The 23,900-nt window shown below is 43.8% G+C and carries 26 protein-coding genes; 11 read left to right on the top strand and 15 right to left on the bottom strand.

Annotation, left to right across the window (positions count from 1 at the left end; all coding sequences use genetic code 11):
* Positions 1-142: 142 nt before the first annotated feature.
* Complete coding sequence (locus V7K49_RS11530; protein WP_335205613.1) at positions 143-1,495, bottom strand: ISKra4 family transposase; 1,353 nt, start codon at positions 1,493-1,495, stop codon at positions 143-145.
* 348 nt (positions 1,496-1,843) lie between these two features.
* Between V7K49_RS11530 and V7K49_RS11525 the strand changes: the two genes are divergently transcribed.
* On the top strand, positions 1,844-2,182 hold the full coding sequence (locus tag V7K49_RS11525) for a transposase (RefSeq protein ID WP_335205612.1): 339 nt from the start codon (positions 1,844-1,846) through the stop codon (positions 2,180-2,182).
* 122 nt (positions 2,183-2,304) lie between these two features.
* Positions 2,305-2,454, top strand: a complete 150-nt coding sequence (locus tag V7K49_RS11520; protein ID WP_335205611.1) for a hypothetical protein — start codon at positions 2,305-2,307, stop codon at positions 2,452-2,454.
* Positions 2,455-2,726: 272 nt separating this feature from the next.
* Here the strand turns inward: V7K49_RS11520 and V7K49_RS11515 are convergent, their stop codons facing one another.
* On the bottom strand, positions 2,727-2,918 hold the full coding sequence (locus tag V7K49_RS11515) for a hypothetical protein (RefSeq protein WP_335205610.1): 192 nt from the start codon (positions 2,916-2,918) through the stop codon (positions 2,727-2,729).
* Between the two features lie 439 nt (positions 2,919-3,357).
* Entirely contained in the window at positions 3,358-4,629 is a 1,272-nt protein-coding gene (locus tag V7K49_RS11510; protein WP_335205609.1) for an FGGY-family carbohydrate kinase, read from the bottom strand.
* Between the two features lie 199 nt (positions 4,630-4,828).
* Between V7K49_RS11510 and psaM the strand changes: the two genes are divergently transcribed.
* The gene (gene psaM, locus V7K49_RS11505; RefSeq protein ID WP_040630342.1) at positions 4,829-4,918 is read left to right on the top strand and encodes a photosystem I reaction center subunit XII; all 90 of its coding nucleotides are present in this window, start codon (positions 4,829-4,831) and stop codon (positions 4,916-4,918) included.
* Positions 4,919-5,169: 251 nt separating this feature from the next.
* Complete coding sequence (locus V7K49_RS11500) at positions 5,170-5,580, top strand: hypothetical protein (protein WP_334871306.1); 411 nt, start codon at positions 5,170-5,172, stop codon at positions 5,578-5,580.
* Positions 5,581-5,806: 226 nt separating this feature from the next.
* Here V7K49_RS11500 and V7K49_RS11495 read toward each other — a convergent pair whose 3' ends face one another.
* Entirely contained in the window at positions 5,807-6,526 is a 720-nt protein-coding gene (locus tag V7K49_RS11495; protein ID WP_334871305.1) for a tetratricopeptide repeat protein, read from the bottom strand.
* 513 nt (positions 6,527-7,039) lie between these two features.
* Here V7K49_RS11495 and V7K49_RS11490 point away from each other — a divergent pair.
* Together V7K49_RS11490 and V7K49_RS11485 are read left to right on the top strand one after the other, a co-directional pair.
* Positions 7,040-7,504, top strand: a complete 465-nt coding sequence (locus V7K49_RS11490; RefSeq protein WP_273767940.1) for a hypothetical protein — start codon at positions 7,040-7,042, stop codon at positions 7,502-7,504.
* Between the two features lie 6 nt (positions 7,505-7,510).
* Positions 7,511-8,068, top strand: a complete 558-nt coding sequence (locus V7K49_RS11485; RefSeq protein ID WP_334871303.1) for a glutathione S-transferase family protein — start codon at positions 7,511-7,513, stop codon at positions 8,066-8,068.
* A 483-nt stretch (positions 8,069-8,551) separates the two neighbouring features.
* Here V7K49_RS11485 and V7K49_RS11480 read toward each other — a convergent pair whose 3' ends face one another.
* From V7K49_RS11480 to V7K49_RS11465, 4 genes are all read right to left on the bottom strand, one after another.
* Complete coding sequence (locus V7K49_RS11480; RefSeq protein WP_273767944.1) at positions 8,552-9,043, bottom strand: YajQ family cyclic di-GMP-binding protein; 492 nt, start codon at positions 9,041-9,043, stop codon at positions 8,552-8,554.
* 82 nt (positions 9,044-9,125) lie between these two features.
* On the bottom strand, positions 9,126-9,524 hold the full coding sequence (locus V7K49_RS11475) for an MAPEG family protein (RefSeq protein ID WP_334871302.1): 399 nt from the start codon (positions 9,522-9,524) through the stop codon (positions 9,126-9,128).
* A gap of 179 nt (positions 9,525-9,703) precedes the next feature.
* On the bottom strand, positions 9,704-10,207 hold the full coding sequence (locus V7K49_RS11470) for a DNA recombination-mediator protein A (protein ID WP_298919191.1): 504 nt from the start codon (positions 10,205-10,207) through the stop codon (positions 9,704-9,706).
* A gap of 81 nt (positions 10,208-10,288) precedes the next feature.
* Positions 10,289-10,825 (bottom strand): PadR family transcriptional regulator, encoded by a 537-nt coding sequence (locus V7K49_RS11465; protein ID WP_335205608.1) that lies wholly within the window; start codon positions 10,823-10,825, stop codon positions 10,289-10,291.
* 99 nt (positions 10,826-10,924) lie between these two features.
* On the opposite strand from V7K49_RS11465, the gene V7K49_RS11460 reads away from it, so the two are divergent.
* Entirely contained in the window at positions 10,925-11,443 is a 519-nt protein-coding gene (locus V7K49_RS11460) for a DUF4188 domain-containing protein (protein WP_335205607.1), read from the top strand.
* 41 nt (positions 11,444-11,484) lie between these two features.
* On the opposite strand, the gene V7K49_RS11455 is transcribed toward V7K49_RS11460, so the two are convergent.
* On the bottom strand, positions 11,485-12,579 hold the full coding sequence (locus V7K49_RS11455) for a phosphotransacetylase family protein (protein ID WP_335205606.1): 1,095 nt from the start codon (positions 12,577-12,579) through the stop codon (positions 11,485-11,487).
* Positions 12,580-13,254: 675 nt separating this feature from the next.
* Here V7K49_RS11455 and V7K49_RS11450 point away from each other — a divergent pair.
* Positions 13,255-13,719, top strand: a complete 465-nt coding sequence (locus V7K49_RS11450) for a hypothetical protein (RefSeq protein WP_335205605.1) — start codon at positions 13,255-13,257, stop codon at positions 13,717-13,719.
* A 139-nt stretch (positions 13,720-13,858) separates the two neighbouring features.
* On the opposite strand, the gene V7K49_RS11445 is transcribed toward V7K49_RS11450, so the two are convergent.
* Entirely contained in the window at positions 13,859-15,157 is a 1,299-nt protein-coding gene (locus tag V7K49_RS11445; protein WP_335205604.1) for an LLM class flavin-dependent oxidoreductase, read from the bottom strand.
* Between the two features lie 539 nt (positions 15,158-15,696).
* Between V7K49_RS11445 and V7K49_RS11440 the strand changes: the two genes are divergently transcribed.
* A complete protein-coding gene (locus V7K49_RS11440; protein ID WP_335071040.1) occupies positions 15,697-16,302 on the top strand; it encodes a flavin reductase family protein in 606 nt (201 codons plus the stop codon).
* A 14-nt stretch (positions 16,303-16,316) separates the two neighbouring features.
* A complete protein-coding gene (locus tag V7K49_RS11435; RefSeq protein WP_335205603.1) occupies positions 16,317-16,850 on the top strand; it encodes a GNAT family N-acetyltransferase in 534 nt (177 codons plus the stop codon).
* Between the two features lie 354 nt (positions 16,851-17,204).
* On the opposite strand, the gene V7K49_RS11430 is transcribed toward V7K49_RS11435, so the two are convergent.
* On the bottom strand, positions 17,205-17,330 hold the full coding sequence (locus tag V7K49_RS11430) for a hypothetical protein (RefSeq protein WP_335205602.1): 126 nt from the start codon (positions 17,328-17,330) through the stop codon (positions 17,205-17,207).
* A gap of 12 nt (positions 17,331-17,342) precedes the next feature.
* Positions 17,343-17,720 (bottom strand): response regulator transcription factor, encoded by a 378-nt coding sequence (locus V7K49_RS11425; protein ID WP_335205601.1) that lies wholly within the window; start codon positions 17,718-17,720, stop codon positions 17,343-17,345.
* 95 nt (positions 17,721-17,815) lie between these two features.
* On the opposite strand from V7K49_RS11425, the gene V7K49_RS11420 reads away from it, so the two are divergent.
* The gene (locus V7K49_RS11420; protein ID WP_335205600.1) at positions 17,816-17,947 is read left to right on the top strand and encodes a hypothetical protein; all 132 of its coding nucleotides are present in this window, start codon (positions 17,816-17,818) and stop codon (positions 17,945-17,947) included.
* On the opposite strand, the gene V7K49_RS11415 is transcribed toward V7K49_RS11420, so the two are convergent.
* From V7K49_RS11415 to V7K49_RS11405, 3 genes are read right to left on the bottom strand one after another with little or no spacing between them, the layout of a single operon-like run.
* Positions 17,931-21,296 carry a PAS domain S-box protein gene (locus V7K49_RS11415; RefSeq protein ID WP_335205599.1) on the bottom strand — a complete coding sequence of 1,122 codons (3,366 nt, stop codon included), beginning with the start codon at positions 21,294-21,296 and terminating at the stop codon, positions 17,931-17,933. The genes V7K49_RS11420 and V7K49_RS11415 overlap by 17 nt on opposite strands.
* A gap of 13 nt (positions 21,297-21,309) precedes the next feature.
* The gene (locus tag V7K49_RS11410; RefSeq protein WP_335205598.1) at positions 21,310-23,268 is read right to left on the bottom strand and encodes an ATP-binding protein; all 1,959 of its coding nucleotides are present in this window, start codon (positions 23,266-23,268) and stop codon (positions 21,310-21,312) included.
* The gene (locus tag V7K49_RS11405; protein WP_335205597.1) at positions 23,255-23,656 is read right to left on the bottom strand and encodes a hypothetical protein; all 402 of its coding nucleotides are present in this window, start codon (positions 23,654-23,656) and stop codon (positions 23,255-23,257) included. Before V7K49_RS11405 ends, V7K49_RS11410 begins: the two co-directional genes overlap by 14 nt.
* Between the last annotated feature and the right edge of the window lie 244 nt (positions 23,657-23,900).

Below are 23,900 nucleotides of genomic sequence, written 5' to 3'. Positions count from 1 at the left end.
TTGTTTAGCAATTCTCGAAATCGTGGGTATACCCCTTAAAAAATCTGGAAATGCGAAATCTATTCTTGACCCTTGTAGTTATCTTGGATAAATTCCGTAGCTGACAGGAGGCGTATTAGATTATGATGAAGGAAGTAAATTATTAAGCAGCTTTCTCTAAATTAGTCAATACTAACTCTAGCCACTTCTCCTCCCATTCATTACTTACCATACTCGCTCTAATTTGCAATACATTATGAGCCCCTTCTCGAGTCCATTGCATCTTTTGCTTGCGCTTATGTCGAGCATTGATCAATGAATCGATATGAGATTCTGCGACTTGACTCGTAAAGGCTTTATTCGTTCTCTTCCGCTCATCGTAGTTGACGAGATAGTCAAGATTATTCTTCAGGTAATCGTGCAATCCTTGGAGCTTAGATCGTTTCTTTTCATCGGTGATGTTGTCTCGGATGATTGCAATTTTTTTCAGAGCTTCTTCTGCTCCACCATGCCATAGAGTCCACTTGGCACTTTCCAGAGATTCGTTAAACGTATCCTCAAGAGCATTTTTGACAGTCTGAAATTTCTTGCCGATATGGAACCAGTCCAATATCAACTGGAGGGTTTGGCAATGCGGCTGAAGGTCTAAGATGATAGACCAACAGTTGTTCGCACCGTCGGCTAATCCGGTCACATGCGTTTGTTTCGTCAGCCCTTGCTTGAGGGCTGCACTATATACATAGGTCTTGATCGTTTGCAGTTTATCCTCTAAAGCCGAGATGACACAGGTCTTATCGCTAATTCGCCGATGGTGTTGCTCGATCACTTCAATACTGCTGGGTCTATAGACGATACCGGACAAGGCTTCAAAGCTGCGCTTATCTTGGTCTTTGGTCGGAATATGTCCCCCATCGACTTGGACAATCAATTCCGCAGCCGGGATGGGTATTTCTTCGCCAGTAGGGACTTTACGATTCTCCTGATCCAGTTGAGCACCCACTCGATTCGTCATGATTTTCACGCGGTCGTGGTTATTGATACTGCGACGTTGGGCGTTCAGTTTTTCCAGGTTAACGACAGCCTCTCGATAACTATGCAATGCCCCCTGCTCACATTGAAGTTTGGCTAGATCGGGGTGAATGTCGGTGTTAAATAAAGAAGTGGTGGTCGGTGCACTCTGCCAATTACAATCCGGATTCTTGCAGCAATGCTTTTGGATGCGCAGCTTGTGATCGCTGAAGACGGCATGAAATTTCGATACCATGAATCCATTCTTGCTAAGCTTTTGTCCGCACTGGGGACAAGCCTCGTAACCCGCATCAATCAGGGCAGATTGCTCTACCAGTAAGGCGCTTTGAACCTTGGAGAGCAATGAGATTTGCTCTTGATGGCGAAGACCCAGGTCGAGGATGGACTCAGGTCGTTTAATATCGTAGATTTTTACCGTATCTCGCTTGACTATCTTTTGGCTCGTAACGGAGACTTTCTCTACGATGACCCGAAATTCATAGTCCATGATTTAGAAACCTGATACCCTTTTGCCATCAGGATAAGGATATCATAAAAAACTGATTTCATCAGAATATAATACGCTCACATTTAGCTTTGTCACGCCAGCGTAACGCACTGCAAATCTTTGGTGAATGAAGTTTTTCCGACTTGTGTGTACACCGTAGCTTCCCTTGCTCTTAAGGGGGTGGGGGTTAGGTCTGTATTGGACTCAATCCAGAAGCGCTATATATCATTGTCAAGACGTGAAAGAACGTAGAATTGACGCAACGGTATCGTTATTTTCGAGATGTGAAAGAACGTAGCCGATAATTAGCAATCCGCGTGTTAAGTTTGACAACTTGGTATAACTTAAATGACCCGCCAGAAAAGAAATTTGTCAGCAGGATTTTCTTACCACATTACTACGCGCTGCAACAACCGCGAATTTAACTTGGCGCGGCGAGAGTGCCGGGAAGTCTTTTTATATGCAATCAAAAAAGGTTTGGACAAATATGGCTTCAAACTTTATGCGTTGTGCATCATGTCCAACCACGTCCACTATCTCATAGAACCAGCTACCCCAGAAGATTTGCCTAAAATCATGCATTTTCTCAATTGGTACACAGCCATGTGCTTTAATCGGTGTAACCCTGAGCGCAGTCGAAGGGATGCTCAATCGCACAGGACACTTTTGGGAGGCGAGATATTATAGCTGTGGGTTTCCACCCACGGATACTAAGCGAGCATTAAATACTCTACGCTACATTCATGGCAATCCCAAAGCTGCTCAAATGCGACGCAGTTTTTTCTACGATTTCAGTAATTACGGCACTTATGACCCTTACGGGTGACGCTCGAGTACTCGCTAACGCCAGTTCCCTACGGCGGGAAACCCGCTTGCAGGACTGGACTCACCAATTGACTGTTGATGGATTGACACAATGGCATCCGGCTTTTCTAGAACTGGGTAAAACATGTTTATGAATGTGCCAAAAAATATCGGGGGTTTTGTCAACGGTATAAACCAAAAGCAAAACCAGCCAAACTTTCTGACTGGGGAAGTAAGTTGCTGGCTGGCCATAAAATTAGCCGAAATAAGGGTAAGCACAAATGCTCGCCTGGTCAACTGACACTTTTCGCGCAGTGCCAGGTATCGGAATGCCCGCAAGTGGCAGAAGTTTTAAAGAAGTTTGTTCTAGCGAATAGAGCGTTTGACGCAAGTTGCATGAATGAGATATGATGCGAAAATCGAAAATCTAACTCGACCCCAACACCTCAGGTCCACTCCCCCCCATCACCAAAACATCGAACTTACTGATCGCTTTTCCGCCACACAAAATCGCTGATTCTTCATCTGAAAGCGAAAAGAATTTTAGAGTTTGTAACGACTTTTTTAAGCCCGCTTCGCGATCCTCGGTAAAAATGATTGCGTTTTTAAACTGTTGCATGATTTATTCCTCAAAAATTATATTCTTAAAATAAAAAAATAAAAATAACAGCTTATTAAACGCTTGTAAACTAACTGCTTTTTTCAAACATCCTACCTTTCCCACTTTTACAAAACAAAACGTTTGTAAACTGCTTTTTTTTCATTTCCACTTTTTTTTACACATACACACCCTTGTTAGCCCCATAGGAGCACTAGTCTGACGAATCCACCCGTTACCGCGAGCGATGCTAGGCTATCTTAAACTCACACCGATAATTAGTAAAGGAGACAGATGACATTCGCTTGTTGCGAAGCACCCATCCCCGAATAGCTGCCCAGATAATTAACCTGGAATCTATAGTCCGGTATCTAATCATCCCAGTATCGGCCTAGATATGTCGATTGTCACTGGGATAGATACTGATTTACAAGATATCTACGAAAAGATAGTCACACAATTACTCTTGTTCACCGCTTCTTCCGTCCCCCATCGCCAATAGCGCCGTTCCGTAAGCAGCTTCTGTATACACTGACGCTACTACAGGAACCTGCAAATAACGCGCCCTAATTGCAGTCCAAATATCATTCGCTGCGCCACCGCCAGCAGTATAAACACGGGTCAACTTGTCTGCACCCATTTGTTGTAATAATTCATACCCTCGCGCTTCTATGCGGGCAATGCTTTCTAACAACCCATGCAAAAATTCCACTGGATGATCTGGGCGTGGTTCCAAACGTGGGGCTAGATTGGGGTCATTAATCGGAAAGCGATCGCCTGCTTTCAATAATGGATAATAATCTAAAACGCTAGCTTTAGATGCATCAATCTCCCGGCTAAAGCTTTCTAACTCAGCGTTTGTGAAAAATTGCTTAAGTACTGCACCCCCAGTGTTAGAAGCACCACCAGTTAGCCACAAATCACCCAACCTATGGCTGTAAATCCCATATCTGGCATCCTCTACACGGGTACGACTTAATAACTTTAGTACCAACGTTGAACCCAGAGAAGTCACGGCTTCACCAGGTAATTTTGCCCCACTGGCGAGAAAAGCGGCAATACTATCAGTTGTACCTGCACACACCTGACAATCACGGCACAAACCGAACTTATCCGCAATTTCAGGGCGCAATTTTGCAATGGGAGTCCCAGGAGTTAAAACTTTGGGTAGCTGTATCGGTATTTGCAGCTTTTCTAACCATTCGGGGTATTTCAACTCTTCTACGTCATAACCCAGCTTTAAAGCATTGTGGTAATCGCTAATCCCTAAATACCCATGTAGGAGAAACGCCAGCCAATCAGCTTGATGCAGGAAATATCTAGCTTCACTAAAAGAGGGTAATTGCCTCATCCACAAAAGTTTGGCCAGGCTGGAGGTGGCACTCAACACGGTATGATTGGGGGGTGCTATATCCCTCAAATGCTCTAGCACCAATGATCCCCGCGCATCGTTATACAGCAATGGTGCATCTGTTGGATTACCAACAGCATCGACCAGCAAGACGGTAGAAGAAGTACCATTAATTGCGATCGCTTTAATTTTTCGCCGCAATTGGTCAGGTATTTGTTCCATCAGCACAAATAAAGCTTGCTGCCAAATTTTTGGCATAACAGGGGCTGGCGAATCCTGGAAGGGATATCGCACCTCAGCCTGGATATAAGAAGCTTCCTCGTCAATCACCACACCGCGGGCGCCAGATGTGCCAAAGTCGATACCCAAATACAAATTCATATTTTTATAAATTTTTCTAATGGAGAATCACTAACGACTACTTACCAATAACTGCTTTTGTTGCATCTTGTAACAAGATATTCCCCAATCTTGGCAAAACAAGGAAAAGTAGTAAACGAACTGTTCAAAATCTATTCAGGTTAGGAGGTTTTCAGCCATGCCTATCTTAGATACTCTGTACATCGCTCAGATATCTTCCATCTCAGATACTCAAGTCTACATCGCTCTAGTTGTGGCGTTGATTCCAGGAGTTCTAGCTTGGCGATTAGCCACAGAACTTTACAAGTAACACTACGATGTGACACAGTTAAAAAGCTAATAATCCTGGCAGTACGGGGTGCAATTTCCAATGCTTGTGGCTTTATGCCATAAGTAGCTAGGAAACTGGCACTTACGTAAGCCAGGTTATTTTTTAACTGGTGCAACACTTGTAGTTATTTCAAAAAAATGAAGTAATATGACAGCTAAATCAAGCAGTAATTAGCGCCAGAACGCTTTTACAGTGCTTCCCTTCATTAAGCGAGGTTATTTTTTAGCATCATGAACGCGATTCAACCCTCCAAACCACCGTTACAACCTATACAAAAACGCCGGGCCGTTCCTCGACCAAAGCGGCATCTTCGTCAACGTTCTTACCAGGTGATGGCACTGGAAAGCACAGCCAAAATAGCGGTTAATCTTGCTGTTACAGCCGTCGCAGCATCTGCTCTAGCACAACTTTTGCCTTATCATTGGTTACAGCAAGAAAAGTTGCGAGAAATTAGTACTGAAGTCAAGCTGATGCAAGGACATGTGAATGGTTTGCAGGTGAAATTTGGCCGTAACTTCGATCCTCAGCAAACTAAAACTATTATGCAAGAACAAGGATACCGATTTGATCCCAGCCAGCGTCGGGTCGTGTTGATGAATCAGGATCGCCAAGAAGATGAACAAACTGAGTCATCACCCTAAGACAAATCGGGAATTTGGGATAATTCAGGTTTCTTGTGATTCAGGCTACGGATAAACCGGGTGTTAATTTATATTATTGCTAATAAATAATGGTTAATAGCTAATTTTTGAATAGCTATGTAGTTATCATCTATTAGTCATTAGCGATACAGCGTCACTAAACTCAAATTCAAAATTTAATCAATTATTTTGAATTTTGAATCCTCCAGAAGAACTAATCTACCAATTAGGACGTTGATTCAGATAGCAACTCATTTAGCCAATTTTCGAGTTGTAAACGCAAGCGACAACCAGTAATATCCTTACTGTTGTCGATAGAGGGCAGTTGAGTGAGGGCGCGACGATAATCAGCGATAGCACAATTCCAGTCGCCCCAAAGATGGTAAGTCCTGCCGCGTTCAGCCCAGATATGACCTTCTAGTTGACCAAAAAGCAGTGCTACCTCAAAATTCTCAATTGCCTCCTCATATTGCCCCAAGTCACGCCAGGTAATGCCTCGGTTAATCCACGCCCGGACATGGCGAGGATTAAAATTAATCGCTTGATCGTAGTCGGCAAGTGCTGCTGCTAATTCTCCACAAGCAGCGTAGTAATTTGCCCGATTATTATAAGCACTAGCTAAATTGGGATTGATTTTGAGGGCAGTATTATAGTCGGAAAGCGCTTTTTGCCTTTCACCACTTTGGAAATAAATTAGCCCGCGGTTATTGTAATCAACGGCATTATGCGGATGGCAGGAAATTAGTTGGCTTAAAAGTGCGATTGCCTCAGTATAATCTCCTTGTTGAGCCGACTTCAAAGCACAAGAGCGTAAGTAGCTATCCCCTAAAGTAGATTCGCTGCGATCGTTCATCCTCTGCTCTTGAACTTTATTTGTATTATTTAGAACATATTTATATTGCTTACTTTGCTGGTCATCGTCAGCTAAAAATGAGTGAATGTTCATCTTTTCCTACATGAAATCAATGCTTTTTGAAATCCAATTCTAGTTTTTTACCGCTAGTGGTTTTACCACTGTGTCTATTTTTAAGGTATTTAGGGTTACATTAAAGCTATCTAAAGAGAGAACTTAACTTAGCCGCATAAGAGAAATTTACGCCCTAAATAAACAATTGCTCCTCAAACCTAATCATGGATACTTGATCCCGAAGCTGAATTCCAGAAATAGCAGATGTTAATCTCAAAGACTAGTCAAGTAGTGAGAGCGACAAATTGGTAGAATGCCAACAAGCCGTTCATTAAAGAGGGGATGAGCAGGATAAGGGAGAAGGGGAATCTGGGGGAGAACAATTAATACCCAATACAACTCTTGGAGAGGCTGCGCCAACGGCAACTCTTAGAGACGCTCTTGCGTTCGCTCAGTACGAGTGCCCCATGCCCAATACTTCGGCTTCGCTCAGTACAAGTGCCCCATGCCCCAGCCTCTGGATTCAATTTTTAAGTTTTGAGAAATTTTCTGATGACAACCGCAATTTCCTATCCCAATGCCCCTGATTTAGCAACCGATGATTATATTGTTATCGGTTTAGCAACCTGCTTCGTCAAAGAAGATGGAGAAGTTTATCAAATCGAAGTTATAGAACCGATTCCCTCCGCGGCTTTGGAAGCGCTTTTAAAGGGCATCCCTACCTCCTATAAGCTGGCTCATGCAACAACTTTAGGATCTGTGCTGGATGGCGATTCATTACTGGTGCCAGATGGCTTCCCAGAGTCGGCTCAGTTTGGAGAGGAATTTGTGCCACGGGCATTTGCAGCAGCTCGTACCTACAAGCGTCGTGAATCTGCAAAATCTCTGATTCCATTAGGTACAAACTACACTGAGTTTAAGTATTCCATTGAGCGGAAAAGGGTGTTAAACGCCGCTAGAGTTGTCACCAAAGAAGACAACGTTAAACAGCATTCTCACACTCACAAAGTTCTTTAAGTAATTATGCTAAAACTTTACGGCGGCGCTCGTAGTCGAGCCTCAATTGTCCACTGGTATTTAGAGGAAATAAAAGTTCCTTACGAATTTGTCAAGCTCGATATGCAGGCAGGTGAACATCTCCAGCCTGAATATTTGGCAATTAACCCAGTTGGTAAAGTTCCAGCAATTGTTGATGGGGACTTTCAGCTTTGGGAATCTGGGGCAATTTTGCTATATCTTGCTGATAAGTACGCTAAAACTCCGCTTTCACCAGAGGAACGTGCTGTATTTTCCCAATGGGTGTTGTTTGCCAATGCCACCCTTGGGCCAGGAATTTTTGTAGAAGCAAGTCGGGAGCGGGAAATGCCCCGCTTGTTGACTCCATTAAATGAAATTTTTAGTAAGCAACCTTTTTTGCTGGGTAATGAATTCACTGTTGTCGATGTGGCAGTGGGGTCTATTTTGAATTACATTCCCATCATGCTGAAGCTAGACCTCAGCTCCTACCCAGCGGTGTTGAACTATATGAAGAAGTTATCTGAGCGTCCGGCATTTCAAAAAAGTATTGGCGGAGGGGCTTGATTTTAGTAGGGGCGCAAGGTCTTGCGCCCCTGCGATGGGATGTTTTTTAACTGGAAGTACCTTAAGCCTCGGCGAATGGAATGAGACTGTTGGTCAATTGACAAGGGGTTTAACCCCCCACCCCTAAAACTTTAGCTTTGCGTTGTTTTCCTGCCCTGCAATAAATTGTGGGCTAATAGCTAAAGTGAGTTGAAACGCACTAAAATTCCAGAAATTTCAGATGGATTGGGGCTGATGGGTTAGACCCCCTATTGATTCGCCAACAGTCTCATGGAATTCGCGGCTACACAAACAAGAGCTACACCTCCGTGGGCTAAGTAGAAAATTAAGGTTTAGTTTACCCCGTGCAGGGGGGTAAAGCCTCGTCTAGACGCGGTTTTTAACCGCCCTTTTAGCGTTAAGTTACCTACCGTGTATTAATATCCAAACAAAAAATCTTCAAAAAACTTAGTTTGGATAGGCACTGCCCACCATGCAAATCTTTTAACGATAATTTGTAAATTGCAAAGCCACCGGATAGTCTTCTTGTTTCAGCCGCTGCATAACTACTTGTAAGTCATCTTTAGATTTGGCAGAAACCCGCACAACATCCCCTTGGATTGAAGCTTGTACCTTTTTGAATTCGTCGCGAATCAATTTGGAAATTTGTTTGGCGATTTCTTGACTTATGCCTTTTTTGAGTTTGATTTCTTGACGGACGCGATTACCACTAGCTGATTCAACTTTGCCAAAATCAAAGATTTTCTGGGAGAGGTTGCGCTTGGCGGCTTTTTCCCGCAGGATGGTGTGTACAGAATCTAAGGTAAACTCGCTATCAGTACTAACGTTAATGCTTTCTTCGACTAACTCGACAGTCGTTTGAGTGTCTTTGAGGTCGTAACGACCTTTGATGTCTCGGATAACTTGATCGACAGCGTTAACCAACTCTTGTCGGTCAAAGTCGCTCACAATGTCAAAGGAAAAAGTAGAAGCCATAAAACATTTTGGATTTTAGATTTTGGATTTTGGATTGGGTATTGGGAAAACTTTTTCCCAGTCCCCAGCCACAACTCCCCAATTAACTAGTAGCTTGGATGATGCTCAAGAAGATGAGAGTGGCAGAGCCAAAGATGCCAATGCCAAACATCAGCGATCGCAAAAGGGGTATATTCAAAATATAAAAAATTGAGTATAGCAAACGGGCCACCACAAAGGCGATCGCAGCCACTTGTGCTGTAGAAGAATTTACACCAGTTACGTATGCCATCAATGCAGCTGCCGCAAACACCATAAACGCTTCAAAGGTGTTCTGATGTGCCCAGGTAGCTCGTTGGGCGTATGGTGGCAATTTCTCAAACATAGCACGAGGAGTAGAAAACATTTCATACCCAATCTGCACACGGGCATAAGCTACCACCAAAAATGGTAGGTAAATCAGAACGGCAGCAGCAGCGATCGAGTATAAAAAAATTATCATTACTTATTAGTTATTGGTTATTAGTCATCAGTGAGCCAGCACGGTCTTAGGGATTTCCCCCATGAGTGACTGGCTTGAGCGTTGCGATAGCGACGTAGGAGCTTCACCCGTAAGGGTCATCAGTCATTAGTCATTAGTCAAATATAAATGACAAATGACAAAAGACAAATGACAAATGACTAATCAAAGTAGAAGAGGGTCACTACTTTTCTTTGTTCTTCTGCATCTTGACAAGTTTGCAACAGGGTGCCACTGTCGTGAAATGCAAAGCAGATCAGTTGCTGGCAACGAGAGACAATTTCCTTGTTGCACAGGTAACTAGCTTCAGCAAGAGACAGATTATCATTACTGGAATTTTCCACTAGATGCATTACCTGTTCTAGTTGCTGGCGCGATTCCAAAGGCTGGCGTTCCAGGCTTTGGGGTAGAATCACCGTTAATAAATTCGGATCAGCCCGCGTTGCTCCCTTGATGGCAGCTGAATTTGTACCTGTAGCACCAGAAGTAATGATGCGATTACCCGATAAAACTAGGGCATATGTCATCATTTCAATAAGATTCTGATGCGTAATCGGGACGTGACGAGAACCCAGCAAGGCAATTCTTTTAGAACCCGTTTGCTGGATTGTCGCCAGTTCCTGCGCTAATGTATCGAGGTTAATTAGGTCTGTTGATTGGCTCAAAGATGGACATAATCCGATTAAACGACCTAGATATTTTACCAAACAGCGTGTAGGTGCGAGGCGAACCTGAGTTAGACTTTGCTACAATTTTTCGATTGTTTGGATTACTTGGTCACACCAAGCCAGCCAATGTGTTTCATAAGTAATGCCATTCAGGAGAGTCAAATACTGAAATTTTGCTGATTCTAGGAGTTCTTGCGGATTCTGAAAGCATTCTTGTTCTAAATCCTTGTACGTAGATAATTTTTTTAAGTGGGCTTTTTGGTGACGCTGTAGCTCTGCCAAGATCATCTGGTTAGAAGCAATATGCCCAGCAAAAATTTTAACAAGCAAATCATCTTTAATCGGTGTGGGTTCACAAGGTTGAGCAATCCACTCTTTGAGCTGCTGTTCTCCCAAGTCTGTAACCCTGTAGAGCTTTTTATCTGGGCGTCCGGCTTGGACAATCGACTCGGAACTGATCCATCCTTGATCTTCTAGCTTCGACAACTCCCGATAAATCTGCTGGTGACTTGCTGACCAGAAAAAGCCTACAGAGCCATCGAATCGTTTTGCTAAATCATACCCACTACAAGGCGCGTCAACCAGAGCAGCTAATATTGCGTGCGCTAATGCCATAATTTTGAATTCACCACTTGATATATGCAACTAATTGCATAAAATACTGATATGCAACTAATTGCATATTAAATGAAAACAGCAAGGAGTGAGTAATAGATGCCTCAAGTAATACAGGGACGATTTACAGCCGAGATTAATGAACCCTTTGTTGTGTTTCTAATTGGAATGCGAATTAATAAATTCTTCGCTTTTTCCAAATGGATTCCCACAGCTAGGGCAATGTCGCCCATGCTACGAAGCCTTAATCAGAATCCTAAAAAAGGGTTTTTAGGGGGAGAAACTTTTGTTTACTGGCGAGGAGTGGGACTGATTCAGTATTGGCGATCGTTCGAGGATTTGGAGCGTTTTGCCAGAAATCCAGCTGATGCACATCTAGAAGCTTGGCAAAGGTTTAATCAAGCCATTGGTGCTGATGGCAGTGTCGGCATTTGGCACGAAACTTATTTAATCGAACCGGGAAAATATGAGGCGGTTTACGGGAATATGCCTGTGTTTGGATTAGCTGCTGCAACTAAGCACGTCCCAGCTATGGGGCAAAGAGAGACAGCACGCCGTCGCCTGGGAGGTGACGGCGAACCAGCTGTACCCTCACCAGCAATACACCCTCCTAACTGATAACTGAGCATAGATACTCATAATTGTTTAGGTTGATGAGCCTAAGACAATGCCGCTGCGGGAGTTAAACCCAGTTTAGATAACAGGCGGTCAATGTCAAAATGCTCAGACATCAATTGGCGAATGCACTGAACTTTAATCGGCTCGTGGAGGCGGACTTGTCCGAAAGTGCGGTCAACAATTTCTACAGTGGTGAGGGTGTCTAAGTCAACAGATAAAATGGGGATTTCTAGTTCTTCAGCGCGACTGAGAATGAACGGTGGGGGTGGTAGTTGCCCGGTGAGAATTAAACATTGGGTAGAGGTTTCCAAAGCAGCTTGCTGAATTTCGACGCGATCGCCTCCTGTTACCACTGCCATATTCCGGCGTTTGCGGAAATACTTGACAGCGGAGTTGACATTCATCGCTCCAATTGCCAGACTTTCCACCAACAAATCTAGGCGATCGTTACCACAGAGAACATCAGCCTTTAACTGCTTGACTAGTTCGCCAACACTGACACTGCGGAGCAAATCGCTGTTCGGCAGCATTGCTAGCACCGGAATTCCCTGCTGTTCCAAAAATGGGCGCAAGAGAGTGTCAACCGCTTTTAGTTGGGTGAGTGGGATATCATTGATCACAACTCCAATCAAGCGATCGCCCACACGCCCTTTAGCAGCCAATAGCGCCTCAACCGAAAGCAACGATTTATAGCGGGTTACTAACAGCACAGCAGCATCCAATACTTCAGCCATTTGCAGCAAAGACAAGTCAAACAAATTGCCTTCGCACAAATCACCAGGCCCCTCAAGTAACACCAAATCTCCTTGGGACATTTGCAAATATTGCTGTATTAGGGACTGTTGATAATCGGTTTTGTCTTCCCCCCGCAAGCGCTTTTGCACATTTAGTTCATCCAAAGCCAGCATTGTAGGTGCAACACGGTTTTCCGGCAAATTGAGGCTAAGAGCGATGAACTGGACATCTTCCTCAATTACGGTTCCACTAGACAAATTCAAACACGTACCGAGCGGTTTACCGTAGGAAATATCCAGTCCTTTTTGCTGTAGCTGATGAGACAAACCCAGAACAGTTGCAGATTTACCGCTGTAAGTCTCGGTTGATCCAATCAGCAAATATTTAGGGGATTTTGGCACACATGCACTCCTAATTTCAAAAGTCAGAAGAACCCAGCTAGGTGTTTCCTAATTCTAGTTCCTTCTGGCAAAAGCTCTCGCTCTCACAAGTTAAGGTTTCCCAGAATTACCTTCTAATTGAACAAGTAGGGAGCAAGTGCTGAAGAGACTCTATAGGTGGGAGAAAGGGTGCAGTGGAGAGGAATTTTCCCCCTGCTGCCCCCTGCTCCCCGCCCAATTATTTGTAGAAGATCGGGGCTGGGGCAGAAGGAAGATATCTGTGTTATCCGTATTTTGAGCAGAAAATTGCTTTGACAAATATGAATTATAGATGAATATAAACTTGTCAATAGTAATATTCAGTAATTTTTAAATTTATTATTAATCTGGTTGACTTATATAAAACTTATATGGCAGTATAAATACACAGGTTTCTGGCACATAGCTTCATAAATTTTACAGGCTCTAAAGGAAATTTAGTCAGCTTTGAGGATTGCATTATCCCCAAATAAAAAACCTGTTGATAATAATTACTTAGCATGACGTGCTGAAGTAGAGGGATTTTAAAAACCCTAGATTTTAGTTTGACTAAGCGCTCTCAATTTTTTTAATTGAGATTGCAATAACGTTTTGAATTATTCACTTTCATGATATTGAAGTGAAGTGGATTTTTGTGAATAAACAACACTTAAAAAGATGAAACTATCTACCGCCAATTTAAATTCTGTAGAAACCCAATTTATACTTAACATTTTTTTTGAACTTCAAGATAGTTTGGTTAAAGGTTGGGAAGACTTTAATACAAGTGACAACCTCAAGATACTTAACGGATTTTTTGAATTTATTTTAAGGGCTGGATTCGACGAAAGTGAGTACAGGAAAGCAATACCTAACCCTGCTTATGACAATGGTGCTAAATTGATTGGCAAACCTTTCTTGGAAACGGCAAGAAAATTTGAAGTTCATTTTGATGAAATTTTTCCTGGAAGCTTTTCTGATTCAAAAGAAGCACAAAAGGAAGGTTTTGATGTTCGCTTCTTTAAGCTAAAAGCTTTTTATCACAATAAACCCTTATGTCTATTTTTACTAAAATTTCCTCATCTTCATGATAAATTTGGCTTTCCACTATCACCAGAATTAGAAATTTTAGAATTGTATTGATTGCAGAAAAGACCCAGCGTCAGTCAAAAATCCTGAATCTGGGTCAATTAAATAGTTGACAAAAAAAGCTGCGATCGCACTAGATGATCCCCCCAACGCTTCTTTGAAAATGTGGCATGAAAGGATCTAATACTTAGCTTCAAGCCACAAGTTGTAAAGAGCGCACTCGTGGCATAATTTCTTGGGCAAAACGTGTCATTTCTTGTGTAAAGGGATTGAATTGCAGCATAAAAGTCTCGATTCCGGCATCAACAAAATCTGCAACTCTTGTAGCCACCGTGTCGTAGCTCCCAACCAGCCCTGCTGCTGTACCACCATTGCCACCAACACCAGGATTTTTGGCGAAGAGTTGGAACATCACGGCTTCTGGATCAACTCCCTTGGCAACACTTAATTTCAAGTGTTCTTCTTGCTTCTGGAGTGCCATAAGTCGCTCAAGTTCTGCTTGGGCTTCGGCATCGGTGGAACGAGCAATCACAAAGGCTGATAGACCAAAGCGCACTGGTTTGGGTAGCAATCGCGGTCTACTTAAAACTTGTTTAATCACCTTGCGGACATCCTCAATCGGTTGACCGTTAATGAAGTAGATATCTGCCTGTTCAGCAACTAATATTTGCGCCGGATCAGATGCCCCTCCAAGGTAGATGGGAGGATGCGGTTGGGCGATGGGAGTGGGCCGAAAACTCAAATCCTCTATTTTGAAGTATTCGCCTTGGAAGTTAACCCTCTCGCCACTCCAGAGGGATTTGACAACCCGCAACCACTCACCCGAATAGCGGTAGCGCTCATCGTGAGGTGGGAAGGGAATATTAGTGCGCTCCATCTCTGGTTTAAACCAGGCACTGATTAAATTTATTGCAAAACGTCCACCACTGATGGCATCAATGCCTAACGCCATCTTCGCCAAAACTGCTGGATGAAATAGCAGGGGTTTTATCGCGGCGATGATCTCGATTTGTTCTGTGGCTTCAGCCAAGGCGGCACATGCCGTCCAGGTTTCTAACTGTTCTAATTCTAGACTGCGGGGGTTGGCGATGTGCTGCGCTACCAAAGTGCTGGCATATCCCAAACGCTCTGCTTCTAAAATAAGCGATCGCGTGCGCTCATAACTTGCATTCACAGGTTCCTCTGGGGTGTTGAGAGTTTTATCTAAACTCAGTCTTTGAACTACAGCTAACAGTTTTTGATAATCTTGAGCTTCAACTTTTTCCACAGATTGATCTAAAGAATATTGCGACAGATCAACGCCTAAATGATTCGACATAGTTAATAAACCAGCCATAGGATGTACTAACTCATTGTGGAAAGCTTGCTTTTCTTGAGCAATAGTTTCTGTCTCACCTACAAATGGCATCACCGCAGGTAGAATTTTACAGGTGTCTGGGTTCCGCCCATATTTAGCCATGCGAGTTTTAATATCTTGGTAGTAGGATTTCATGTCTCATCTTGAAAGCTCCTGTCTTTTTTCCAACCTTTTTCTGAAAAATAGACTGATTGTAAAAATATGAATTTAATATTTGGAACCACAGATAAACACTCAGACTCCTCTTTGTGTCCGTCTGTAGTTTAATCTCAAGAAATAATCTAGTTTTGTAAAATGAGGGTTGTAGTAAACCCACAGTCTTGGGCTAGTTGGAGGAGCGTCTTGGCTCTTGCGTAACTCGGATCACAGGGAGACTGTGGGTGGTTCATTGCTCTGGAGTTACCGCCAACGCAAATCCAAATTCTGTAGTATGGTTCAGACATAGCTGGCTTTACCCTTGTACTAGGGGCTTTTAACATTTGACTCGGACTTAGGGCATGAGCATTTGGGTTAATTAATTAACCTATCAATACTACCTTAAATTGGTCAATTAACCGTAGTATCGTAACTGAGTATGAACATCTCACAGATAGCGAGAAAAAGCAAGAGCATTGACATTCTCTTCGGCAAGATCGAATTTTGAAAAACTGTAGTGTTTAGTGAGGAAAATCTCAATGATTATCGATCCCTCCCAGAACGATCCACGAAATACCTATCAATTACTTGTTGGTTCAGTGGTTCCCCGACCGATCGCTTGGGTGTCAACGATCGCCAGCGATGGTACGCCCAATGTCGCACCTTTCAGTTTTTTTATGGGCGTGACAGCTAGCCCACCCACTCTAGCCATCTCCAGCGGTCTACGACGCGGATCTAAAAAAGATACTTTATCGAATGTAGAGCAGTCGGGTGAACTAGTCGTCAACATAGTTGTTGAAGAATTGGGGGAACAGATGAACGCTACCAGTGGCGACTTTCCGCCAGATGTGGACGAATTTCAAGTAGCGGGACTAACTCCTGCTCCCTCAAAACGAGTGCGTCCGCCACGAGTTGCTGAATCACCCATCAATATTGAGTGTGTGCTGAAGCAAATAGTTTATCTAGGGAATGAAGGTAGCCAATCGGGATTAATTATTGCTGAGGCAGTGCTGTGGCATGTTCGGGACGATTTACTTACACCACAAAACACAATTGATGTCGCCAAGTTGCACGCGATCGGTCGGCTATCGGGCAACTGGTATACCCGCACCCAGGATTTGTATGAAATTATTCGCCCGACTTAAAGAATATTCGCAAGATGAGTTTTTTGGAGATAGATTTTTTCCAATTTCACGCCCGAATTCTCAAAGAGGCGGAACTTCCGCAGTTAACTGAGCTTTGTATTGCGTGTACAGATTTTTTCCAGCTTGTAGAGCAACAACCAGGCTCAAAGAAAACTGCAAGAGAAATTTTGCAGGAGCGTCCGTCAAATTTACCGATCAGCCACAAGATAGTGTGGGGATTTGAGAAAGATTTTAAGCTTGTTGGTGTTGTAGAGATACTCCGAGATTATCCTCATAGTGGTGTGTGGTATGTCAGCCTACTACTGCTCTCTCCAGAGTTACGTGGCAATGGATACGGCAAAAAACTTTGGGAAGCAATAGAACAGCAGATTAAGAAGATGGGAGCGTCTGAGGTAAAACTCATTGTCCAAGAACAGAATCCAAAAGCACGGAAGTTTTGGGAACGCATGGGCTTCTCATTCGAGGCTGAAGTCATCCAGGTTTTACCATTTGGGGAAAATCGGGTTTTACGTTTGCACAAGTTGTTATCTCAACCAGCAGCAACCTAAGTGTAATTGGGGAAACCATAGCCATTTCATTTGTTGGCGGTCTTGTTCCAAAACACACCACTATGTAGCAACGTAAAGACTTTGAACTTTGGTAAGTTTATAATCGTTCACCAGTTGCTGTAGTTTCATTTACATCAAGCGGAAAGTCAGGAGCTTCTCGTTTTATTAGATCAGTGCAAAATATTGATTAGAATATTCAAATTAACTACTTAATTATATAAATAGTGGACAAAAATCAGCTGCGATCGCAGCCGATTTTACTTATTTTAAAAAGTATTTAATTCCATCTAAAAAAACTTGGTGATTGAAAGTCCAAATAAATAGCGTAGTGGCGAAAGCAAGCTACGCCTAGCATCAAATATAGGATAAAGAACTCATTTGGAGGGTGAATGCAGTTAATGATGCCATTGCAGATGAATTAGCACTGCCAAGGATTGCGATCGCTTCCAGTCTGCCGGAAGCGATCGCAGTGAAAAGCATTCAAGACTTTCCTCAAAAACCCAATACCTGCATTGATTTTTCAAGTACTTCTTTGGGGCGGAATGGTTTAGTTAGATATAAATCTGCACCAACCTCAATTCCTTTTTGTTTATCAAATTCCTGTCCCTTAGCTGTCAATATCACAATGTAGATGTCAGTCATTTGCAGGTCGTGTTTAACAATATGGCAGACTTGCAGACCATTCATTTTAGGCATCATTACATCGAGAAAAACTAGGTTTGGTTTTTCAGTTTTAATAGTTTCGAGAGCTTCTTCTCCATTTCTAGCAATTAAAAGTTCAACCCCCTTGTCTTCTAATGCTTCTAGGGCTTGTTCCATCAAAATCAAGATATTGGGTTCATCGTCAACAATCAGAATTTTCTGGGTCATAAGGATTGGGGATTGGGAATTGGGCACTTGTACTGAGCGAAGCCGAAGTATTGGGCATTAGGCACTTGTACTGAGCGACTTGTGCCGAGCGACTTGTGCCGAGCGAAGTCGAGGTAAGTCGAAGTAAGCCGTTGGCGCAGCCTCTCGTAGAGAAGTATTGGGGATTAGAAGAATTCTTTGCCAGTCCCCAGTCTCTAGTAGCAGCGATTACTATTCGGACAGCATAATAAAAAATACATTTTCCAACTCCTTCTCAAACCGTAGGGTTTTCACTAGGTCGGCTTCTTGAGAAAACATAGAATCGATGATGATCATGTCAGGTTTGGCTGACAAGGCTTTATGGATGCATTCTTGCGGATTCGAGGCTTCAATCACGCTGTATCCCTGAGTTTGTAGTACATCTGATAGGGTTTTTAAGGCTGATGCATTTTTATCTACAACCAATACCTTTTTACTAGAAGTGCCCTGGTAAAGCAGTGAGCCAATTTCCTTGAGGAGTTTCTCTGTGTCAATGGGCTTGGTGAGATAGCGATCAATGCCAATATGGTAGCCCCGTTCCTTGTTTTCAATAATTGACAGAATAATGATCGGAATGTCTGCGGTCTGGGGATCATTTTTGAGAACGGCTGCCACGTCAAAGCCGTTGATTTGGGGCATCATCACGTCCAAGAGAATCAGATCGGGATGGGCTATTTTGATTTGATGAATTGCATCCATACCATCTTTCCCTTCCCGAACGTTGTAGCCTTCGTTTTCCAGTTGTTGACGGAGCAGTTCTCTAATGTTGGCATCATCATCTACAACCAAGATGGTTTTACGGTTTTGGTTCAGTACAGTGTCTCTGGTGATGACGTGTTCTTTGAGTTGTTTGACTAGCGTATCCAGATTCAGATTAGTAGTACCTTCTTGATCGCAGGTGTAGGTAGGAATTATGAACGAGAATATGCTGCCATTACCTGGTTCACTCTCAACCCAGATTCTACCGCCATGATGATCGACGATTTGTTTACAGATGGGTAGTCCTAACCCTGTACCTTTGGGTTTGTCGGTGAGGGTGTCGCCTACTTGGCGGAATTTCTCAAATACTTTCGGCTGGTCTTCAGGTGCAATACCAATGCCTGTGTCAATGACACTGATGCAAACACCGTCATTTCCTTGTTTGACGCGGCAAGTGACACAACCAGATTCGGTAAACTTAACGGCATTGGAAATCAGGTTGATTAAAACTTGCAGCAGACGGTTGCGATCGCCTACGATCTGAGGCAGTCCAGGTTCAATCTCGCAGACCAACTGCAAGCCATTGGTTTCAAATAACCCCGCAGTGGAATTGCTTGCCCAATCCAGTAATTCGCTGGGATCAATGGGCTGCATTTGCCATTCCACCTTACCTGCTTCCATCTTGGCGATGTCCAGGACATCGTTAATCAAAGATGTGAGCCGTTCTGCTTCCGACACAATAATGTTGAGATTGTCACCCACCCGCTTGATAGTTTTCTGAAGCTTGCGGTCTTCGGTAGAAATTATTGGGAACACATCAGTTTCTAGCTTTTCTTTAATGATCGATGCAAAACCGAGAACAGAAGTCAGCGGCGTCCGCAGCTCGTGAGAAACTGTTGAGATGAAGTCGGTCTTCATCTTGTCAATCTCCTTTTCTGCCGTCACATCCCGAATCAGCAGCGCCGAACCGAAGCAGGCAGCAGGTTCTTGGTCTGTCGTCTTTTTGAAAATGGCGGTCGCTACAGCCTGACCAATACGTTCCTTCGTTAGTGCAACTTCGGCAGAGAACACCTGTTTGGGATGGGACTGAGTTCGTGCAACCAGGTTTGCTAAACCAGAGATCGGCAGTTCTCGGTAGTGAACGTTGAGGGCGGTAGCTGTCAATCCATACATGCCTAAAAAGGCAGGATTGAAGTGGGTGATTTGTCCTGCGGTGTCTGCCACCAACAGACCATCTGCTAAGTTATCTAAAATGGCATTTAATCCCTGCGCTTCTGCTAGGGTATTTTGCAGGGCAGCTGTCCGCTCTATAACTCTGGCTTCCAGTTCTTGATTCAGTTGCCGCAGAGCGATTTCTGCTTGTTTGCGGGCAGTAATGTCGGTATTAATTTCCAGCACCGCGCAAGGCTGACTGTCGATGTCCCTTTGCAACGTCCATCGGCTCTCGACGGTAATCAGGCTGCCCTCATGGGTGAGATGTTGTACTTCTCCTTCCCAACTGCCTTCCTCTAATAACTCTACGATAATTTCTTGTTTTGGTTTTGGAAAGGTTTTTTTGATAAATGCGTGAATGTATTGGCCTTTCACTTCTTCACGCGTCCAGCCGTAGAGAGTTTCGGCACCTTGATTCCAGTACAAGATTTTCTCGCTCATGTCACGGACGATGATCGCATCGCTGGAATGATTCAACATATCCAATAAACGTTGATTTTCAGCTTCTGTCTGCTTGCGATCGTGAATATCAGTACAGGTGCCAATCCATTCCCGAATGCTGCCATCTTCTTCCAGGACGGGGGCACCACAGACAGAGAAGTAGCGGTATGTGCCATCCTTGCCACGCAGCCGATATTCGGTTTGGTAGATACCTCGGTTCGCCACAGCAGCATTCCAAACTTCTGTATAGCCGGCACGGTCATCGGGGTGAATTGGATCAATCCAGCCCCAACCCTCAACTTCAGCTTCGCTCTGCCCCGTATAGGCTATCCAGGTGAGCATTTCACTGCTTATTCCTAGTCCTTCTGGGGTAGCTGCCCAGACGATCTGTGAAGTAGCAGTTACTAACGAGCGATATCGTTCTTTAAGCCGCTGATTTTCGGCTTCTGCCAGCTTGCGATCGTGAATATCGGTACAAGTGCCAATCCACTCCCGAACGCTACCATCATCTTCGATGACGGGGGCACCCCAGACCCAAAAGTAGCGATAATTGCCATCCTGGCCCCGAATTCGGTATTCAATTTGATACATGCTCAGGTTTGCTATGGCAACACCCCAGGCTTCTCCGGTGTAGGGGCGATCGTCGGGATGAACGGCATCAATCCAACCCCCATTTTCCGCTTCAGCTAGACTTTGACCTGTGTAGGCGATCCAGTCTGTCAATTCAAAGCAAATTCCTTCTGGTGTGCTGACCCAGATAATTTGCGTGTTAGTTTTGACCAGAGAGCGGTATCGGGCTTCGCTCCGTTTCAAGATTTTTTCGGAGTGTTGACGTTCCTGCTGGGCCCGCCTGAGGTAGCTAATGTCTTCCACACTTGACCAGATCAGGCGCTCTCCATCCTTGTCAATCATTAGTCCGGAGACCCTGACCGGAACTAGATGCCCGTCTTTGTGGATGAACTCCTTCTCATCGGGCCCGTAGCGACCAGTCTGTTCTAGGTTCTCTAGCAGGGCTTGCTCGGCGGCATAGTTTTCCGGAGTAATTTGCCAGTACGTGAGATTCAGAGTTTCTGGAACAGTACGCCCCAAAATGGCAGCATAGGCGGGGTTAATGTTAATTAGTGTCCCATCTGTTCGGCATAGTATTAGCCCAACAGGACATTGTTCAAATAGCTGACTGTTGTATTCATCAAGTTGGTTAAACATAGTTGAGGTTTCTTTAGTGGCGTATTTGGGTAGGGTTAGAACAATAGAACGAAGACAACAAAGTGGCGTAAAGCTTTAACGAAATTGGGTGGCGTTGGAACATTTGGTAAATTTGATCGGGTGATGCAGCTTCCACCTCTGGATTGTGCTGTGAAAGTCGCTGGATCAATTGAGTGTGGCAGATTAGCAAATCCATCGGTTTGAGCATTGGAACTGTTGATGCAATGAAGCCGTCGGCATCGGGAGTGGGGGATGATTCGGTTGTGATTGGCGAGGCAGAGGTATAATTCTGTTCTTCAGTAGCGTCCACCACTGCACAATTTATCGGAATCTGAATCCAGAATTCTGTCCCTTCACCCGGTTGAGAACGACACTTGATAATTCCCTGGTGTCTGTCCACAACAATTTGGTAGCTGATTGCCATGCCTAACCCGGTTCCCTTACCAACATCTTTTGTGGTGAAGAAGGGATCGTAAATGCGGTGGATTATCTCCTCCTTCATGCCTGGGCCGTTGTCAGCAATGCGAATCACAACCTTCTGGTGGTCGAGGACTTTGGTACGAATGATGATTCGGGGAGTAGGGGGGGATATTTCTTCATTGCCCATTCCCTCCTCTAGAGCGTCAATGGCATTTGCCAAAACGTTCATAAACACCTGATTCAACTGTCCGGGATAGCATTCAATCACGGGAAGTTTTGCATAATCTTTAACGATTTCAATTGCCGGACGATGAACATCTGCTTTCAAGCGATGGTGAAGAATCATCAGCGTTCCGTCGATGCCATCGTGGATGTTGACAGCTTTCATTTCGGCTTCATCATGGCGGGAGAAGTTTTTCAGGGATTGAACAATTTCTACGATGCGACTGGTGCCCAGTTTCATCGAATTTAGCAGTTTGGGAAGATCCTGCATGATAAATTCCAGATCGATATTGTCTAATTCTGATTCCAGTTCTGGAGGAGCAACAGGTAGGAATTTCTGATACTTTTCTAACAGGTGCAACAAGTCTTGGGCGTATTCGGCAACATACCTTAAATTGCCGCAAATAAAGTTAACCGGGTTGTTGATTTCGTGGGCAACTCCAGCAATAAGTTGCCCTAGACTGGACATTTTTTCGCTTTGGATTAACTGAGTTTGGGCCAATTGCAACTCATGGAGAGCTTGCTGAAGCCTCTGTGTCTGGGCTTTTGCCTGGATGGCTGCTTGAGTGCTTTGTTCGTAAAGCACAGCTTTGTCAATGGCGATCGCACTTTGAGAGGCAAAGATACTCACAAGTTTCAGGTGTTCAGCCTTGTATGAGTCAGTTTTGGGCGTTCCAATGGCGATCGCTCCCAGTACCCGCTCCTTGGCTCGTAACGGTACACAAATCATTGCACTAACGTTTTTTTGCCCCTCTAATCGAGGATCGGCTTGCACATCATTGATGAGTTCTGCCCGGTTAGATTGCACAATGTTGCCAATAATTCCCTTATTTGGTTCCGGCTGACTGTCATTAAAAAATACTCCAAATTCGGCAATGATTTCAAATGCAGTTGCATCTGAATTCAGGAGCAGAATCATCCCCGCAGACGATTCAATTAATTGACTTAATTCCTGAAGCACTAGTTGGGCAATCTGTCGAGTATCCAAACTTGTTGTGAGTTGAGTCGAGATATCCTCAAACAAATCAATTTCCTGGTATCGCTCTAGCAATTCTTTAGCGAGTATTTTCTTCTCAGCTTCCTGCTTTGCTAAAAAGGAGAGCAAAGTCGCAAGTAGAGTTGCCTGTTCTCCCCCAACAACCCAACCGATGATTTCTCCTGACACCTCGATTGGATATCTGTTTTCCGCAGTTTGCTCCCCAATGCTAATTAGTTTCGTGCCATCTACCAGTTCAACATCGATCGCAATGTTCAACTGGTAGACTAACCCCTGAAGAAGAGATGGCAACTCTTTTTTGTTGAGAATCTTTCTGAGGCTAACTGCCGACATGAAACACCTCATAAGCAGCAGGTTGCAAATTTCCAGCAATAAAACCAACCGGATTATTAATTTTATTTGCCACCTCTGCCACTAAGTTTCCCAAAGCGGACATTTTCTCACTTTGTACCAGTTGCAGTGGTGTCTGTTGATAAAACCTTGGATTTTCTGAAGACGTGGCTTGAGTACAGAACCGATTCAGGATTTCAACGAAATCGCGTGTAAATTCTTCTCTAGACTGTTTGATGGCAATAGGGGATTGCTTAGTGTCACCCTCAGAATAAATCTCTTTGGTGGTCACATAGCACAGAATCCGAACGGTTGCCTTAGCGTAGCTATCCGTAACCCTTCGGGAAAGCAAGCTACGCCTAGCATCGCCCCAAAAGAGAGAAATTGTCATAAAAATCTAGGCATATAATAATTTACTAATTAAGACTAGTTTTCCCAAAAAGATTGGCGGTATAACATTAAAGTTAAGCGGCAGCAAATACCTTTAAACTCTTTACCAGAGCCATCCTTGCGTCCGTGCAACTCGCTTACTTTTGATGAGTTATCGAAAACCTATAAATAAAGATTTTATAATTAGAGAAAAGCATAGATTTAAATCTATGGTAAATTAATATTTTTTATTGCTACTACTTCTA

Source organism: Nostoc sp. (genome assembly GCF_036919675.1).
Lineage (GTDB): Bacteria > Cyanobacteriota > Cyanobacteriia > Cyanobacteriales > Nostocaceae > Nostoc.
The sequence above is the reverse complement of the archived record's forward strand: the minus strand, read 5'-3'. Positions and strand labels throughout refer to the sequence as shown.

Coding starts and splice junctions, on each gene's coding strand:
- V7K49_RS11530 (WP_335205613.1), bottom strand. CDS start 1,495: ATGGACTATGAATTTCGGGTCATCGTAGAGAAAGTCTCCGTTACGAGC.
- V7K49_RS11525 (WP_335205612.1), top strand. CDS start 1,844: ATGACCCGCCAGAAAAGAAATTTGTCAGCAGGATTTTCTTACCACATT.
- V7K49_RS11520 (WP_335205611.1), top strand. CDS start 2,305: ATGACCCTTACGGGTGACGCTCGAGTACTCGCTAACGCCAGTTCCCTA.
- V7K49_RS11515 (WP_335205610.1), bottom strand. CDS start 2,918: ATGCAACAGTTTAAAAACGCAATCATTTTTACCGAGGATCGCGAAGCG.
- V7K49_RS11510 (WP_335205609.1), bottom strand. CDS start 4,629: ATGAATTTGTATTTGGGTATCGACTTTGGCACATCTGGCGCCCGCGGT.
- V7K49_RS11500 (WP_334871306.1), top strand. CDS start 5,170: ATGAACGCGATTCAACCCTCCAAACCACCGTTACAACCTATACAAAAA.
- V7K49_RS11495 (WP_334871305.1), bottom strand. CDS start 6,526: ATGAACATTCACTCATTTTTAGCTGACGATGACCAGCAAAGTAAGCAA.
- V7K49_RS11490 (WP_273767940.1), top strand. CDS start 7,040: ATGACAACCGCAATTTCCTATCCCAATGCCCCTGATTTAGCAACCGAT.
- V7K49_RS11485 (WP_334871303.1), top strand. CDS start 7,511: ATGCTAAAACTTTACGGCGGCGCTCGTAGTCGAGCCTCAATTGTCCAC.
- V7K49_RS11480 (WP_273767944.1), bottom strand. CDS start 9,043: ATGGCTTCTACTTTTTCCTTTGACATTGTGAGCGACTTTGACCGACAA.
- V7K49_RS11475 (WP_334871302.1), bottom strand. CDS start 9,524: ATGATAATTTTTTTATACTCGATCGCTGCTGCTGCCGTTCTGATTTAC.
- V7K49_RS11465 (WP_335205608.1), bottom strand. CDS start 10,825: ATGGCATTAGCGCACGCAATATTAGCTGCTCTGGTTGACGCGCCTTGT.
- V7K49_RS11460 (WP_335205607.1), top strand. CDS start 10,925: ATGCCTCAAGTAATACAGGGACGATTTACAGCCGAGATTAATGAACCC.
- V7K49_RS11450 (WP_335205605.1), top strand. CDS start 13,255: ATGAAACTATCTACCGCCAATTTAAATTCTGTAGAAACCCAATTTATA.
- V7K49_RS11445 (WP_335205604.1), bottom strand. CDS start 15,157: ATGAAATCCTACTACCAAGATATTAAAACTCGCATGGCTAAATATGGG.
- V7K49_RS11440 (WP_335071040.1), top strand. CDS start 15,697: ATGATTATCGATCCCTCCCAGAACGATCCACGAAATACCTATCAATTA.
- V7K49_RS11435 (WP_335205603.1), top strand. CDS start 16,317: ATGAGTTTTTTGGAGATAGATTTTTTCCAATTTCACGCCCGAATTCTC.
- V7K49_RS11430 (WP_335205602.1), bottom strand. CDS start 17,330: ATGCTTTTCACTGCGATCGCTTCCGGCAGACTGGAAGCGATCGCAATC.
- V7K49_RS11425 (WP_335205601.1), bottom strand. CDS start 17,720: ATGACCCAGAAAATTCTGATTGTTGACGATGAACCCAATATCTTGATT.
- V7K49_RS11415 (WP_335205599.1), bottom strand. CDS start 21,296: ATGTTTAACCAACTTGATGAATACAACAGTCAGCTATTTGAACAATGT.
- V7K49_RS11410 (WP_335205598.1), bottom strand. CDS start 23,268: ATGTCGGCAGTTAGCCTCAGAAAGATTCTCAACAAAAAAGAGTTGCCA.
- V7K49_RS11405 (WP_335205597.1), bottom strand. CDS start 23,656: ATGACAATTTCTCTCTTTTGGGGCGATGCTAGGCGTAGCTTGCTTTCC.